Origin of the sequence: Methanobrevibacter sp. (assembly GCF_051877095.1) — an archaeon.
Classification (GTDB): Archaea; Methanobacteriota; Methanobacteria; order Methanobacteriales; family Methanobacteriaceae; genus Methanocatella.
Window position 1 is genome coordinate 389,103 of the sequence record NZ_JBJEIO010000005.1, and the last position, 16,793, is coordinate 405,895.

Here is a 16,793-nt window from a genome sequence, read left to right on the forward strand (position 1 = left end):
TTCAAACCTCTAATAATTTAGCAATTGATTAGTATTTTTGATAAAAAGAGTATAAAATTATTATTTGAAAATATTTTTTTTTAAAAAATAAGTTAGATGGAAATTCCTGGGATTTTAGGATGCCGGGGGCGGGATTCGAACCCGCGATCTCACGGTATCCCAGGAATACGTCAGAGCACTGCATTATTACCCTATGAGCCGTGCGCTCTAACCAGCTGAGCCACCCCGGCATCTAACAATAATATATTATTTATGCATTATATTTATACTTTTTGTTTTTTTAGGTATTTTATTCTAATTTTCCATTAATTATAAAGGTTATAAAATTTATATAATTTTATTGAGGAGTAATTTTTATGAGCAAAGTTAAAGATATGTCTTTGGCACCTGAAGGTGTTAGGAAAATTGAATGGGTTCAAAAGCATATGCCTGTTTTAGAACAAATTAAGCAAGAGTATTTAGAAACTCAACCTTTTAAAGGTATTACTATTGGTTCATGTTTACATTTAGAACCTAAAACTATTAATTTAGGTTTAACTTTAATGGCTGGTGGTGCTGAAGTTGCTATGACTGGTTGTAATCCATTATCTACTCATGATGATGCAGTTGCAGGAGCAGCTGATTTAGGTTTAAATGTTTATGGTTGGAGAGAACAAGACGATGAAGAATATTATCAAACTATTAATATGGTACTCGACCATAAACCAGATATTATTATTGATGATGGTGCAGACATGATTATGGTACTTCACAATGAAAGAACTGAATTATTAAGCCATATTAAAGGTGCATGTGAGGAAACCACTACTGGTGTGCACAGATTACAAGCAATGCATGCTGATGGAGCATTAAAATTCCCAGTAATTGCAGTAAATGATGCTTATACTAAATATTTATTTGATAATAGATACGGAACTGGTCAATCAAGTTTCGATGCAATCATGGGAACAACTAACATGGTAATTGCAGGAAAAACTGTAACTATCTGTGGATATGGATGGTGTGGAAGAGGACTTGCACTCCGTGCTGATGGTCTTGGTGCAGATGTTATTGTAACAGAAGTAGATCCAATCAGAGCACTTGAAGCTAGAATGGATGGATACAGAGTAATGACTATTCGTGAAGCAGTAAAACAATCAGACTTAATCATTACAGTAACTGGAAATGCGGACATTATTTCTGGTGATGATTTCAAATACATAAAAGATGGATGTATGCTTGCAAACTCAGGTCACTTCAATGTAGAAATCAATAGACCTGATCTTGAAGCTATTTCAACTAGTGTTAAAGAAGTACGTGAAAGTATTGAAGAGTTCACTACTAAAGATGGACGTAAAATTTATTTACTTGCTGATGGTCGTCTCGTAAATTTATCTGCAGCACGTGGACAAGGACACCCTGCTGAAATTATGGATATGAGTTTTGCTGTACAAGCATTATCTGCAAAACACATCCTCGAAAATGATTTATCTGTAGGAGTAACCAAAGCACCAGATGCAATTGACTATATGGTAGCAAACAAAAAATTAGAAGCTATGGGTATTGAAATTGACTCATTAACTGATAAACAAAAAGCTTACATGTCTAATTGGCAAGAAGGAACATAATTTCCTTCATTTTTTTTTATTTTATGTCTTTTTTTAAATATGTGGATAATGGTAAAGGTCCAACTAAATTATTTATTGGTGGACTTCATGGAAATGAGGGTGTAACATCTTTAAAATTTCTTAAAAGGATTAAAGATGAAAATTTATCACAAGGGCAGTTTTATTTTTATAATTTCGATAAGACCCCATATATTTCAACTATTGATAAAGAGTATTATGAATCTGAACTTGGCCAAAAGGTTTTGGAGTTGATTGAAGATTTACGGCCTGATTTTTATACAGAACTTCATTGTTATAGTCTTAAAAATTATGATAAATTAACTTCATTAGAAAGATATAAAAAAACAGGGGTTCCTCCACTTATTAAATTAGGAAATCATGTTTTAGTTTCATCTGTATCTCCATTAATTAGGATGACTTATTTTTCTACTGAAACTGTATGTAAAACATTAGAGTTTCCATGTTTTGAAAAATTAAACTCTGAGATTATTAAAAAATATAATTTTAATAAAACTTTAGCTATTGAAACTTATGAGGAATTACTTAATTTAATTTTAATCTCACCTTCAAGAGATTATTTTGAAAAAGAAATGTTAAAAAAACATGCAAGTCAAGTTCGAATAGCTATGAGGTATGCTGAAAAAGTATTTGGTAAAGATTTTCCACCATATTAAAATTTAAAACCAAGCATCAAGACTTCCTTGTGTTGAATTTAGATTTTTAAGTTTGTCAGATGCTTTAGAAACACGATCTTCAGAAAAACCATGTTCATAGCATAAAAATTCAATAATTTTATCTTTTTGAGGTTTTTCCCATTTGATTTTATAATCCATATTCACATTATGGTTTAAGAAAATTTCACGAACTTCTTCTAAATCATGTGTTGATTCTTTTTGAAGTTCCTTTAGTTTTTCTTTTAATTGATTTTTATGAGCTAATTTAAGTGCTGTTTTTGCACCTACACCTTTTAAGCCATCACAAAAGTCAGTTCCAATTAAAATTCCCATATCAACTAATTCTTCTCGTGTTATATCTAATTTTCTTAAAACTTTATCTAATTGATAATATTCTAAGTTTCCAAGATTTGAATTAACTGCAAGGTTTCTAACAACTCTTTTAGCTCCGAATAATAAACAATCGTAATCTTGAGAAGCAACAGCATATGCATCTCCATTTTGAACTAAATAAGCTGCTTGAGCTTCACCTTCTCCTTTTGCATCAACATATGGGATTCCCATTAATGTTAATAACTTTTTAGAGGAGGAAATAATTTCAGGTGATAGTTTAGATGATCTCATTGCAAATTTACGTGCTTTTTCAGTATCTCCTTTAGCTAATGCATCTTTATAAATTTTCTCAGCTTCATCTCTAACTTCTCTTCTTTTAGCTTGAGTTTTTTTTTTAAGGTCAGGTGCTTTTCCATCAAAGATATAAATTGGTTTTATTCCTTTTTCAATCATTGATGAGTTTCTATATAATATTCCGCTTAAATGAGAGGTAATATTTCCATTCTCATCAGTTAATGGTCTACCATCTCTTTGTCGGATTGTAGATAAGAATTGGAAAAGTGTGTTGAATGCATCAATTGATACGGTTCTTCCTTCTAAATTTTTAAAATTAATTGGTTCTGGTTCAATTATATCTTTTAGTTTAACACCCATTTTCACACCTTATATTTCTGTAAAATAGCTAATTGGGAATACTTCTTTAATCCACATTAGGATTTCATTGTTGTTTATTATGACATAATCTCTTGCAAGCATGTCTTCATCAGTTTCAAATAATTCTTTTAAGGTTTCATTTGGTTTTTCGATGAATATGTTATGAATTTCTCTTCTGGATTCAATATTATAATTTTTTAGAATTCTACCAATTGGAATATCTGCTCTTACTAAGTCAGCACAAACATTTTCACTACATCTAGATAATGGAATGTGTGATATCGCATAAATTAAAGGTTTACCGTCTTTATGCATTATAACTTCACGGTAATTGATTTTTTCACCTTCATCAACGTTAACTAATTTCGCATGATTTTCATCTGCATTTTCAAAATGTTGATCAAGTGTAGTTAAAGTAATCTTTCCGTATAATACATCTAGAATTGCAGTAATTGATCCGTCTGTTGTCATTAATATTTTCTGAGTATTTGAAAATGTTTTACCATAATCGTTTTCTACTTGTCTTATTTTATCAATAAGAGCTTTATTTGCTTCATTTTTAGATATTGTCATTTAGATCACTACAAATCTTTTGGATTAGTAATAACACCAGTAATTGCTGATGCGGCTACTACTTTTGAATTAGACAGATATACTGAAGATTTTGGATCACCCATTCTACCTTTAAAGTTTCTATTTGTGGTGGAAATACATGATTCTCCTTCACATAACACTCCCATATGTCCTCCAAGACATGGACCACATCCTGGATTACAAATAATTGCTCCTGCATCTATAAATGTATCAATGTAACCTAGTTGCATTGCTTGTTTGTAAATTTCTCTTGATGCTGGAAGAATAATCAATCTAATATCTTCGTTAATTTTTTTACCTTTTAATATTTCTGCTGCTTCTTTTAAATCAGAAAGTCTACCATTTGTACATGAACCAATTAAACATTGATTTATCACAGTTCCTTCAATTTTAGAAATTGCTTTAACATTATCTACATCATTTGGACATGCAATTTGAGGTTCCATATCAGAAATATCAAAATGCATTTCTTTGGAATAAACCGCATCTTTATCTGATTTTACAATATTTAATTCAGATTCTTTTTTACCAGTTCTTTTGCAAATATAGTCAATAACTTCATGATTAGGTTCCATTATTCCATTTTTAGCACCCATTTCAATAGCCATATTACACATGGTTGCTCTTCCTTCAACTCCCATGTTTTCTATTGTTGGACCGCAAAATTCGGCAGTTTTATATGTTGCACCAGCTATTTCAACTTCTCCAATAATGTTTAAAATTACATCTTTTGGTGCAATATATGGGTTTAATTCACCTTCTACTTCCATTTTAATAGCTTCTGGAACCATAAACCATGATTTTCCAGTTGCCCAAACCATTGCAAGATCAGTTGATCCCATACCAGTGGAAAATGCTCCAAAGGCACCATAAGTACAAGTGTGAGAATCAGCACCTACAATAACCTTTCCAGGTTCGACTAATCCCATTTCTGGAACGACTTGATGGCAGATTCCTTCACCATGAATAAAGTTTTTAGTAATATTTTGAGTTTTAATAAAGTCACGGCAAACTTTTTGGAATTCTGCAGATCCAATAGTATTTGCGGGAATGTTGTGATCAAATATAATTGCTATTTTATCGGAATCCCATACTTTGGTAGCTATTTTTTCAAATGTTTTAATTGCTGGTGGTGAGGTTCCATCATGTGACATTGCGAGGTCAACTGGGATTTCGATAATTTCGCCAGGTGTTACTTCATGACCTGCTTTTGCAGATAATATTTTCTCAGTAATATTCATTGTAATCTATTCCTTTTTACTGATTTTTTTAACGATTTCTTTGAAGACTTTATCATTAATGTATTTTCCTTCTTCTCTAGATTTTTTTACTTCTCTTACAATCTGTATAAGTTCTTCATCACTCACTTCAAGATCGAATTCATTCATTTTAGCTTTTACTGCTCTACATCCTGAATGTTTACCTAAAACAAGTTGTCTTTTCTGACCGACTAATTCTGGAAGGTATGGTTCGTAACATAATGGTTCTTCAATAACTGCATCAACATGAATTCCTGATTCATGTCTAAATACATTATTTCCAACAACAGGTTTATTGTAGGGGATTTGAAGTCCACTGTGTTTTGATACAATATCTGATAATTCCTTAATGTATTTGGTTTTAAATCCATAATCCTTACCGTAAAGTATTCTTAAGGACATGATTAATTCTTCTAGTGATGCATTACCTGCTCTTTCTCCAATACCATTAACAGTTGTAGAAATACCTTTTGCACCAGCTAAAATACCTGTGATTGAGTTAATTACTGCAAGACCAAAATCATTGTGACAGTGAAGAGCAATCATAACATCTAAATCTTTTACAAGTTCTCTTACAAGATAATCAATACCTTGTGGAGTAATTGCACCAGTAGTGTCTGCAATATGAACTCTGTCAGCACCACATTCTTGAGCTTTTAAGTAAATTCTTTTTAAAAATTCAATATCAGTTCTGGTAGCGTCTTCTGCTGAAAATGCAACATATAATCCATGGTCTTTAGCATAGTCTACTGCAGTTTCACACAAGTTAATTGCATCTTGGCGAGTAATGTGCATTTTGTGGTCTAAGTGAATGTCAGATGTTCCAACAAAAGTAATGATTCCATCTACATCACAGTCAAGAGCTACGTCAATATCTTCTTTTTTTGTTCTTGTTAAACCTAAAATTCCAGCATCTAAACCTTCATTTGTGATTGCCTTAACGGTTTCTTTTTCTTTTTCGGAAACTATTGGAAAACCTGCTTCAATTTGATGAATTTTAAATTGATCGAGTTTTTTAGCTATTTCTAATTTTTCATCAAAACTAAAACAAACACCAGGGGTTTGTTCACCGTCCCTTAGTGTTGTGTCATAAATTATTAAATCATCTGGAAATTTTAATTCTTGTTCTTTATTATAGTGACTAATAAAATATTGCAATGTATCACATCTTTATAAAATAAATCTATTATTAGTTATTAGTTAGTTATTATTATTTAAGTTTTCTAATAGTTCTAAATAGGAAGTTCTTTCAAATCCATCTGTGATGCCTAATTTTTCAAATAGCTCGAAAATAGAGTTTTGAGCATCAGAGTAATCTTGTTTGTCATCTAATCCTATTTCTATTTCCATATATGGGTCAAGTCCTTCAATATCATCAAGTGATATTTCGAAGTTTTTATAAGTATAATATTGTCTATTTTTACGAACAGTCCTTACTTTTTTAAATCCAATAGCTTCAAATATATCTGAGCACTTTTCAGCATCTTCAATTCCTATTTCAATTTCTTTTCTAGTTTTTGAGTTGCTGTCTATTTTTGGACCTTTGTAGGTTATAAAAATATTAATATCATTATTTTTTGTTGTTGTTCTGATTCTTAATGCTTCATCAGTATCTGCAAAGTCTACAACAGGACTATTAAAGTATATGTCTTCTTGAAATTCTTTTTTACTTTTTATTGCACCAATTTTTTCCAATTTTTTTTCAATTTCATTAAAGCTATTGATTTTAGCTTTCACTTCAACTTCAATCATCTTATCGCCTATAAGCTAATTTCTTATAAATTTTCTTTTTTTTAAAAAAACTATTTAATTAGTAGTAACATTTATAAATAACTATTATCTAATTATTATTCTAATTTTATTTATAAATAAAATCTTATTTTTTAAATTAAAATTTTATTTTTTTTTAAAATTTTATTTATATTCTTTAAATAAACATACCTTTATATACTATTTAAATTAAATAGTTTATTAGTAAAAATTTAACTAATTTTATTGTTTTCTTAAATTTTACTATTCTACTTTTAATAATTAAGGAGGTTTTAAATTGACCGATGTTGAAATAAAAATTGAAAACATTGTTGCTTCTGCAAGCATTGGTAAAGACATTGTTCTTACTGAAGTGTCCCAAGCTTTAGAAGGGGTTAATTTTAATCGTGAACAGTTTCCGGGATTAGTTTTTAAACTTAAAGATCCTAAAACAGCAGCATTAATATTTAGCTCTGGTAAGCTTGTATGTACTGGAGCAAAATCTATAGATGATTCTAAATTAGCAATCAAAAAAACTGTAGATTTAATGAGGACTATCGATACTGAAATTCCTCATGAGTTTGAAATTAAAATTCAAAACATTGTGGCTTCTGCTAACTTAGAATCCACATTAAATTTAGAAGCCGTAGCTTTAGAACTTGAAGATACTGAATATGAGCCAGAACAATTCCCTGGTTTAGTATACAGATTATCTGACCCTAAAGTGGTTTTATTATTATTTGGCTCAGGTAAAGTAGTTTGTACCGGAGCTAAAACTAAAAGCGACGCTAAATTAGGTGTCGAAAGAGCTTACGATAGATTAAGTGAGCTAGATTTAATATAATTGGTGGTATTATTGATTAAACTTGTAGTATTTGACTTAGATAACGTTATTATTGATGGTGAAGCAATAGATGAGATAGGAAAAATAGCAAATGTTGAAGAAGACATAGCTGCAATTACTGAAAAGGCTATGCAAGGGGAAATTGACTTTGAAACTTCTATTAAAGACAGAGTTCAACTTCTTAAAGACGTCTCTATTGAAGATGTTGAAAAAGTTGCTGACGAACTCCCTTTAATGCCTGGTGCTTTAGAAACTATCAAATCTTTAAAAGATAATGACTTAGATGTAGCTATCATTAGTGGTAGTTTTGATGTAGTGGCTGAACATATTAAAGATAAACTTGGAATAGACAAAGTTTATACTAATAGTTTCACAGTCGAAGATGGTAAATTAACTGGTGAAGTGACTGGTCCTTTAGTATCTGGTTCTAAATTAGATGTTTTAAACGGACTTGTTGAAGAAGCAGGAATTACTTTAGATGAAGTAGTTGCTGTTGGAGATGGAGCTAACGACATTTCCATGATTGAATCAGCAGGTTGCGGAATTGCATTCAATGCAAAAGATTCTGTAAAAGAAATTGCTGATGTTGTAATAGATGAAAAAGACTTATGCAAAGTCTTTGATGAAATTAATAATCAATTAACCACTGATGATGCTGAAACTGAAACTGTAGACGAAAAACCTCTTCCTAAATCTGACTTTGTTCTTGCTGACACCATGGAGGGTGTAAGAAAACAAAAAGATGAAAAAGAAGCTGAAATTGCTAAAGTAGCTGACGAAAGAGAAAATTTCAATAAAATAGCTAAAGAACAACGTAAAATTAGAGATGAATTAAACGCATCTTTAAAAGAAAACTTAAACAAAGCTATTGAGTTCAGAAACGAACGTAATGAAATTAACAAAGCTGTTGAAGCTGCTAAAAAAGCTCGTAATGATGCTAATAACAAAATTAAAAGTTTAGAATGGTCTTCTGGTAAACGTGATAAAATTAAAATAGAAAATGAAATCAAAAAAATTGATAAAATCATTGAAACTCGCGTTTTAGACATTAAAAAAGAAAATCAGCTTGTTAAAAATGCAAATGATCTCAGAAAACAATTAATGAAAATTCATGAAGATGAATCTGTTCAAGGTGAATCTCAAGAACTTAAAAAGTTATCTGAAGAAGAACACGAAAAAGTTATTACTCTTTCTGAAAAAGCTCAAGCAGCTCACGAAGAAATGCTTACTTACTTCAGAAAAACTGATGATATCAGAACTGCAGCTGATGAAGCACACAAAAAATTCATCGAAGCACGTAAAAATGCTTCTGCTAAACATGAAGAGTTTAAAGCTATCTTAAGTGATATTCATGTTATCAATAAAAAATTAGGTTCCAACAGACCTAGAAAAAGAAAATCTGATAACAAACCGTCTAGCGGATCTAACAGAAACCGTGAAGAAAAAGAAAGAGCTGAAGAAATCTTTGCTAAATTTAAAAAAGGTGGAAAAGTTTCTACTGAAGAGATTTTACTCTTACAAAAATACAATATAGGTTAAGTTTTTTTTAACCTACTCTTTTTTTATTTTTTTTAAGGTATAACATGACAGAAGAAAAAATCGAAACTTGTTTTATTTGTGGTAAAAAATTTGATATGAATAAAGCAGAACTTGGATATTATCGTAATGGTAAATACCCAATTTGTGACTTTTGTGCTGATTTTTACCGTTTTTATAATGAAAAATTATAACTTTTTTTTTAATTTCATAATTTCTTTTTTTTCAAAATTTTTATATATTAGATATTATTTTATATTATATCCAGTATTATTTTTTTAAAGTAGGGGATTGTATAAAATGCATGAAGTAATTGTATGTGAAAAACCGACATCTGCAGAGAAGATAGCAAAAGCACTTTCATCAAGTGCAAAAAAGAAAGTATATAAAAAAGTGAAATATTGGGAACTTAAAAAGGATTCAAAAGATATTACTGTCGTATCTGCTGTTGGACATCTTTATTCACTTACCCCTGACAATCCAAAAGATAAAGTTTATTTTAATCTTCATTGGGCTCCTGCTTATGAAGTTAATAAAAAAGGTAGTGGATTTACTAAAGATTATGTAAGAACTATTAAAAAGCTTGGAAAAAATGCAGATGCTTATATTCATGCTTGTGATTATGATACTGAAGGTACGTTAATTGGATATAATGCATTGAAATATGCTTGTGGTCAAGATAATTTAGATAAAGTCTCTCGTATGAAATTTTCTACTTTAACTAAAAAAGATTTACTTGAAGCTTATGATAATAGAATAGAATTAGATATGAAGCAAGTAGATACTGGTATTGCAAGACATGTTTTAGATTATTATTTTGGTGTAAATATTTCTAAAGCATTAATGAAATCAGTAAGTGATGCTAAACATAGATTTTTAAAATTATCAGCAGGTAGGGTTCAGACACCTACTTTATCTATTTTGGTTGAAAGGGAAAAAGAAATTAATGAGTTTGTTCCTGAACCTTATTGGTTAATAAAAGCTATTATTGAAGGAGATATTGAAGTCAATCATGTTGATGGTAAAATCTTTGATAAAGATAAAGCTGAAGAAATCATGACTAAGTGCCAAGGAAAAGATGCAGTTGTTGATAAAATTACAATTTCCAATTCTACAACAAAACCTCCAGTACCATTTAACTTAGGGGGTCTTCAATCTGAGGCGTATAATGTATTTGGATTTTCACCTAAAAAGACACAAACAATTGCTCAAAATCTTTATACTTCAGGTTATACTTCTTATCCACGTACATCTTCACAGAAATTACCTGAAAGTCTTGACTTTAAATCAATATTTGGTCAGTTATCAAATGAAAAAGAATTTAAAAAACATATTGATCAACTTCCATCTAAATTAAAACCAAACAATGGTAAAAAAGATGATGCAGCACACCCTGCTATTCATCCAACTGGAATTTTACCTCAAGGTTTATCTAAAGATGATAAAAAGATTTATGATCTTATTGTTTATAGATTTATTTCAGTATTCTTTGAAGCAGCTAAATTTGAAACTATGAGTACTAAATTGGATATTGAAGGTGAAAAGTTCCGTTTCAAACGTAGAAGAGTTACTCATAAGGGATGGATGGAACATTATCCGTTTAGAAAAATTGACGATGAAGCATTTCCTGAAATTGCAGAAGGAGATTTAATTAAAGTATTAAAGTTGATTTCAGATGAAAAAGAAACTAAACCTCCTGCAAGGTATAATCAAGCTTCACTTATTAAGGAACTTGAAAAAAGAGAACTTGGTACTAAAGCAACTCGTGCAGATATTATTGATAAGTTATATGATCGTAAATATATAACTGGCACTCAACAAATTGAAGTAAATCAATTAGGGGAGAATATGATTGATACGTTGAGTACTTATTGTAATAATTTAACTTCTGAAGAGCTTACTCGTGACTTGCAGATTAAACTTGATGGTATTAGTAATAATGAATCTAATCGTGATGAGATTATAAGTGAAGGCGAAAAAGAAGTTAAATTGATTTTAGATGATATTACTAAGAATTCAAAAGAGATAGGTTCTAAATTATATGAATCATATCAAGAGAGTAATATTGTTGGAACTTGTCCTAATTGTGGTGGAAATCTTATAAAAAGATATTCTCCTAAAACTAAGAGTTCATTTGTAGGGTGTTCTAATTATCCTGATTGTACTACAAGTTATTCTATTCCAAAGGGTACTAATTTTCTTAAAAAAACTTGTGAAAAATGTGGTCTTCCAATTATCTCATTTGGAAAACCTCGCCAACGTGCGTGTCTTGATGCGAATTGTGGAAAAGATAAAACTAAAGTTCATACTCCTACTGAAGTTGGTAAATGTCCTGAGTGTGGTAATACTCTTTTAAAGCGTTCTGGCCGTTATGGGGAATTTATTGGATGTAAAGGATTTCCAAAATGTAGATTTACTTGTTCTGTTGATGAACTGGAAAGTAAATTAAAATAAAGTTAATTTAACTTATTTTTATTTTAGTTTGATATAAGTATATTTCTAATATTTTTTCTATTTTTTTACTATATTTTTAATTTATTTTGTTATATTGTTTAATTATTTTTTTTAAAATATTTATTTATTATAAAATTCAGGATATGCAAAATACTTAATAATGTTAAAATAATAAATATATTTTAATAAAAATATTTAATTTTTATTTAATATTTTTATTTTGTAATTTAAAATGTATTTTAATCATGGTATTATTTTAAAATTTAAAATAATATTATTTAAAAAATTTAAATGAGGATTTTAATGAATAAAGAAACAAGAAAGACAATTGTTAAGTCAGTTCTCATCATATTGATATTATTAGCAGTTGTTTTTGCACTTAAAATGCCTGCTGCAGATTTAAATATTATTTCTGATCAGGCTAAAGGAGAATATGTTGATTCTTCAGGTCTTCCTTATTTTAGTGAAATGGATTCATATTATAACTTAAGGTTGACTGAGAATTACATTGATCATGGTTTTGTTGGTGATGTGCAGATTAATGGTAGTGATTGGGATATGCATAGATACGCCCCTACAGGTGATGAAATCCATTATGAACTGGGTATCGTGTATGTAACATCATTTTTACATGATTTTGCTAACCAATACTTCGGAGATTATTCAGTTAAGGAAATAGCATTTTGGGTAGGAGCTATTATATCTACATTAGCTGTTATTCCAGCATATCTATTTTCTAGGAGAATAACTAATGAATATGGGGCTATTGTTGCAACATTGATTATTGCTCTTGCTCCAAATTACTTTGCGCACACATTCCCTGGATTTTTCGATACAGATATGTTCTATTACATATTTCCATTATTCTTTATATTCTTCTTTATAGAGAGTATAAGGGCGAAAAATATCATATGTAAAGTTCTATGTGCAATTTTATCAATAATATCTATTGGATTATTCTCTCAATCATGGGCAGGTTATATATTTTATATAGGTCTCATGGGAATATTTTCAGTTGTTTATCTAATTGCATGTTATTACTTTAATGTTGGTAAAGATAATAAGGAAGAGTATTCTAATAAGTTGTTATGGTTTATTAATCAAAATGCTTTAAAGTCTATTGTACTTTTAGGAGTTGTAGGATTTGTTGGTCTTGCAATTTTCAGAGGTTTAGATGGTGTTATTTCTATATTTGGAAGTTTATTAGGTTTACTTTCCTTACAGTCTGCTTCTAGTGTAATTGGTGGTTTCCCTAATGTGCTTGTTTCAGTTGCGGAGATGCAAATTCCAGCTATGCTTGGAAGTGGTATGAATTCATTATTCTTAGCTAACAGTAACGGTGTTGTAAACGGTATTGGTGGTATAGGTGTATTATTTGCAGGTTTAGCTGTATTGTACTTATTTGTGAAAAATATATTTGGACTTAGAAAAGAATCAGTAATTCCTGACAATACAAATAAGCCACATAAATCTGAAAGATTATCTGCTTCTAAAAAACTTGATAACAGCCGTAAATTTAAGATTAATTTTAATAAATTCAATATGGAATCCATGCCAGATATATTGTCTGATAATAAATTAACTATTTTATATGGATGTTTATTTATAATATGGGTTTTAGTCACTGTACTTGCTGTAACAAGAGGTTCAAGGTTTATTACTACTATCGTATTACCATTTGCTCTTTTGACTGGTATTTTTGTAGGTGTTGCATCTGAATATATTAGAACTAAAATCACTAATGATAAGATATTACTTGCGATTATTGCAATTGCAGCTATTTTTGTTGCAGTGCCGTTAACTACAATTAGTACAATTTATGGAATTTTAACATTCATTGTTATTGTTGGTGTTGGAGCAGCTTCAATTTATATACTTAAGCCTAAAGCTACATCTGGTAAAAAGATTCCAATTAAGAAAACTATTGCAATCATTACTATTGCACTCGCTTTAATTGTTCCGTGTGTTTGTGGCGCTTTTTTAACTTCAAATACTGTTATTCCAGGTACAAATGATGCAATGTGGAATTCAATGGCGTGGGTTAATGAAACTCAAAGTAATGATACAGTATTAACATCCTGGTGGGACTTTGGTTATCTCTTTGAGATTGCTGCGGATAAACAAGTAACATTCGATGGTGGTTCACAATCTGGAGATCGTGCATTCTGGTTGGGTCAAGCCATGACTACGGATAATCTGGAATTGTCTGCAGGCATATTTAGAATGCTTGATACAACAGGTAATAAAGCTGTTGAATCATTAGTGAATATTACTAATGATACAGGTAAATCAACTGATATTCTAATTGATATTTTACCAATGAAATCAGATGATGCTCAGAAAACATTGCAAAGCAAGTATCATTTAACAGGAGCTCAAGCAAAAGATATAGTTCAATATACACACCCTAAAAATCCACGTCCAGTAATATTTGTTGCATCTTCAGATATGCTTCAAAAAGCTGGTTGGTGGAGCTACTTTGGTGCATGGGACTTTAAAAACCAAAGTTCTGAAAACTATAATTATTATGTTCCAACAGATCAAGTGAAAGTTAATCCTGGATCAACTGGTAAATTATCATTGCTTGATGATCAGGGTATGACTGTAAATGCAGTAATACAGAGAGGTTCTGGTAATAATTCAACTACTGCATATACTGAGGCTGTTTATAGTGATACTGGAAAGCAGATTTTTGTGAATGATACTCCATATAATCCATTAAATATTTCAAGATTAGTGGTTATTGAAGATGGATATGTCATGAAAAACGAGTCTGTTGCTAATGCAAAAGATGCAAACTACACACTCCTTTTAATGGGTGAAAAAAATTATTATACTCCTATTTTGATGAATAAGGAGTTAGAAAACTCTATGTTTACTAGATTATACTTATATGGTGGAGCTGGTCAAAACATATTTGAAAATGTCCATATGGAAAATGGAGTGATGTTGTTTAAAGTAAACTTTAATAATACTGCTGCTGGTGCTTAGCTAGTGGTTAGATTAGGATTTTCCTAATCTTTCTTTTTTTTATTATAATAATTTAATATGGTGATTTAATGGGGATAGAAGAGAAAATAAAAGACATTGAAGAGGAGATACAAAAGACACCATATAATAAAGCTACTTCACATCATATTGGTAAACTTAAAGCTAAATTATCTAAATTAAAAGAAGAATCTTTACAAAGAAGTAGTGGTGGCCATAAGGGTCAAGGTTTTCATGTTAAAAAAACAGGTGATGCAACTGTTGTGCTTGTTGGATTTCCATCTGTTGGTAAATCTACACTTTTAAATGAAATTACTAATGCTGAGAGTAAAGTTGGAGCTTATCAATTTACAACATTAGATATTGTTCCCGGTGTTATGGAACATAAAAATGCAAAAATTCAAGTATTTGATATTCCTGGAATTATTACAGGAGCAAGTAGTGGTAAAGGAAGAGGTAAAGAAATTTTATCTGTAGCTAGAACTGCTGATTTAATTTTAATTGTTTTAGACACTTTAAATCCACAGCATTTAGATGTTATATTAAATGAATTAAGAAATATTGGTATTAGGCCTAATGAAAAACAGCCTGATGTTACTGTTAAAAGGAAAAAACTTGGTGGTATTCATATTTCATCAACTTGTCCACTTACTCACTTAGATGAAAAAATTATAAGATCAATTATTAATGAGTATGGTATGCATAATGCAGACATACTTTTCCGTGATGATGTAACTATGGATCAATTTATTGATGTTTTGGATAGAAATAAATCATATGTTCCAATGAAGATATTATTAAATAAAGTGGATCTTGTAGATGATGCATACCTTAAGGAACTTAAGAAATACATTCCAGATTTCATTCCAATTTCAGCTGATAAAAAAACTAATATTGATGAATTAAAGGATATTATTTTTGATAATCTTAATTTAGTTAGAGTTTATTTAAAACCACAAGGTAGAAAAGCAGACATGAATGATCCTTTAGTTATTAAAAAAGGCACTACTGTAATTGGAGCATGTCGTAAACTTCATCGTGAGTTTGTAAAAAATTTCCGTCATGCTAAAGTTTGGGGAACATCTGTTAAATTCCCAGGTCAAAAAGTAGGACCTGATCATGTACTTGATGATGAAGATGTTTTAAGAGTTATTCTTAAAAAATAACTCTTCTTTTTTTTGATATTATGAGTGAAGTTATTTTTATAACTGGTACTCCATGTACTGGTAAAACAACTGTTAGTGAATTATTATCATCTAAATTAAATTGTAAATTAATTAAAATCAATGATTTGGCTATTGAAAATAATTTTGTTTTAGGAATTGATGATGAAAAAGGATATAAAATCATTGATATTGATGCACTTAATGAGAAAGTTTCAGAGATTATTTCAAGAAGTGATGGGTTGATTATATTTGAAGGTCATTTAGCTCATTTATGTTCTGGAGCGGATAAAGTAATAGTTCTAAGAGTACATCCGGATATATTGTGTCCAAGATTGGAATCCCGTAATTATTCTAAGAGCAAAATCCGTGAAAACTTAGAAGCTGAGGCTATGGGCGTATGTACTGCTGAAGCCTTTGAAGAATATGGTGATAAAATTTCTGAGATTGATGTTAGTAAATTATCAATTGAAGAAATAGTTAATGTAATTTCTTATGTAATTGAAGGTAAACTTAATTTCCCAGTTGGTGAAGTTGATTTTATGGATTGGTTAATCTCAAATTTTTAATTTCATCATTTTATTTTTTAATAAAAAATTGATTTAAATTTTATATTTATTTAGATTAAGTATTATTCTTATAATTGTTTTATCGTAGAAAATAGCTATTTAATATGAACTTTTATATACTAGGTTTTATTTTCTTTGTTCTAATTGTAAGATATTTAAGTTTTTATTAAAATTCCTATTTTTTTATTTTTTTTAATTTTTTTTGATGATGTTATATTCATGATAATAAATTTCTTATTTATATATTATTTTAATTATTTTTATCTCAATTAATTAATTAAAAATTAGTTATTTTTTATTATTAAAATTATATGTTTTTATTTTTATTTTTAATTTAGTTTTGCAATGTTTTTTGTTTATTTTTGTTTG

General features: G+C 29.6%; 14 protein-coding genes and 1 tRNA gene. 9 read left to right on the forward strand and 6 right to left on the reverse strand.

All coding sequences use genetic code 11. The annotated features are described in order from the left end of the window. Window positions 1–120 precede the first annotated feature (120 nt). Window positions 121–230, reverse strand: a tRNA-Met gene (locus ACI389_RS04895). Window positions 231–356: 126 nt separating this feature from the next. Between ACI389_RS04895 and ACI389_RS04900 the strand changes: the two genes are divergently transcribed. Further along, the gene (locus ACI389_RS04900) at window positions 357–1,607 is read left to right on the forward strand and encodes an adenosylhomocysteinase (RefSeq protein ID WP_439780420.1); all 1,251 of its coding nucleotides are present in this window, start codon (window positions 357–359) and stop codon (window positions 1,605–1,607) included. Window positions 1,608–1,630: 23 nt separating this feature from the next. After that, on the forward strand, window positions 1,631–2,281 hold the full coding sequence (locus ACI389_RS04905) for a DUF2119 domain-containing protein (protein ID WP_439780421.1): 651 nt from the start codon (window positions 1,631–1,633) through the stop codon (window positions 2,279–2,281). Between the two features lie 3 nt (window positions 2,282–2,284). Here the strand turns inward: ACI389_RS04905 and fen are convergent, their stop codons facing one another. Genes fen through cyaB form a run of 5 tightly spaced genes read right to left on the reverse strand, consistent with a single transcriptional unit; the run spans window position 2,285 to window position 6,873 of the window. Further along, the gene (fen, locus tag ACI389_RS04910) at window positions 2,285–3,268 is read right to left on the reverse strand and encodes a flap endonuclease-1 (RefSeq protein WP_439780422.1); all 984 of its coding nucleotides are present in this window, start codon (window positions 3,266–3,268) and stop codon (window positions 2,285–2,287) included. Window positions 3,269–3,277: 9 nt separating this feature from the next. Next, window positions 3,278–3,841 (reverse strand): chorismate--pyruvate lyase family protein, encoded by a 564-nt coding sequence (locus ACI389_RS04915; protein WP_439780423.1) that lies wholly within the window; start codon window positions 3,839–3,841, stop codon window positions 3,278–3,280. Between the two features lie 8 nt (window positions 3,842–3,849). Continuing rightward, window positions 3,850–5,103 carry a homoaconitase large subunit gene (hacA, locus tag ACI389_RS04920; RefSeq protein ID WP_439780424.1) on the reverse strand — a complete coding sequence of 418 codons (1,254 nt, stop codon included), beginning with the start codon at window positions 5,101–5,103 and terminating at the stop codon, window positions 3,850–3,852. A gap of 6 nt (window positions 5,104–5,109) precedes the next feature. Beyond that, window positions 5,110–6,279, reverse strand: a complete 1,170-nt coding sequence (locus ACI389_RS04925) for a homocitrate synthase family protein (RefSeq protein ID WP_439780425.1) — start codon at window positions 6,277–6,279, stop codon at window positions 5,110–5,112. A gap of 42 nt (window positions 6,280–6,321) precedes the next feature. Continuing rightward, a complete protein-coding gene (gene cyaB / locus ACI389_RS04930; protein WP_439780426.1) occupies window positions 6,322–6,873 on the reverse strand; it encodes a class IV adenylate cyclase in 552 nt (183 codons plus the stop codon). A gap of 295 nt (window positions 6,874–7,168) precedes the next feature. On the opposite strand from cyaB, the gene ACI389_RS04935 reads away from it, so the two are divergent. The 7 genes from ACI389_RS04935 (at window position 7,169) to ACI389_RS04965 (ending at window position 16,424) form a co-directional block, all read left to right on the forward strand. Continuing rightward, window positions 7,169–7,714 (forward strand): TATA-box-binding protein, encoded by a 546-nt coding sequence (locus tag ACI389_RS04935; RefSeq protein WP_178788776.1) that lies wholly within the window; start codon window positions 7,169–7,171, stop codon window positions 7,712–7,714. A gap of 12 nt (window positions 7,715–7,726) precedes the next feature. Then, the gene (gene serB, locus ACI389_RS04940) at window positions 7,727–9,253 is read left to right on the forward strand and encodes a phosphoserine phosphatase SerB (RefSeq protein WP_439780427.1); all 1,527 of its coding nucleotides are present in this window, start codon (window positions 7,727–7,729) and stop codon (window positions 9,251–9,253) included. A gap of 44 nt (window positions 9,254–9,297) precedes the next feature. Continuing rightward, window positions 9,298–9,444 (forward strand): hypothetical protein, encoded by a 147-nt coding sequence (locus ACI389_RS04945; RefSeq protein ID WP_439780428.1) that lies wholly within the window; start codon window positions 9,298–9,300, stop codon window positions 9,442–9,444. A gap of 106 nt (window positions 9,445–9,550) precedes the next feature. Further along, window positions 9,551–11,704, forward strand: a complete 2,154-nt coding sequence (gene topA / locus ACI389_RS04950) for a DNA topoisomerase I (RefSeq protein WP_439780429.1) — start codon at window positions 9,551–9,553, stop codon at window positions 11,702–11,704. Between the two features lie 303 nt (window positions 11,705–12,007). After that, the gene (locus tag ACI389_RS04955; RefSeq protein ID WP_439780430.1) at window positions 12,008–14,695 is read left to right on the forward strand and encodes an STT3 domain-containing protein; all 2,688 of its coding nucleotides are present in this window, start codon (window positions 12,008–12,010) and stop codon (window positions 14,693–14,695) included. 68 nt (window positions 14,696–14,763) lie between these two features. Next, complete coding sequence (locus ACI389_RS04960) at window positions 14,764–15,858, forward strand: OBG GTPase family GTP-binding protein (RefSeq protein WP_439780431.1); 1,095 nt, start codon at window positions 14,764–14,766, stop codon at window positions 15,856–15,858. Window positions 15,859–15,878: 20 nt separating this feature from the next. Beyond that, window positions 15,879–16,424, forward strand: coding sequence for an adenylate kinase family protein (locus tag ACI389_RS04965; RefSeq protein ID WP_439780432.1), 546 nt, complete (start codon window positions 15,879–15,881; stop codon window positions 16,422–16,424). The last annotated feature ends 369 nt before the right edge of the window (window positions 16,425–16,793 follow it).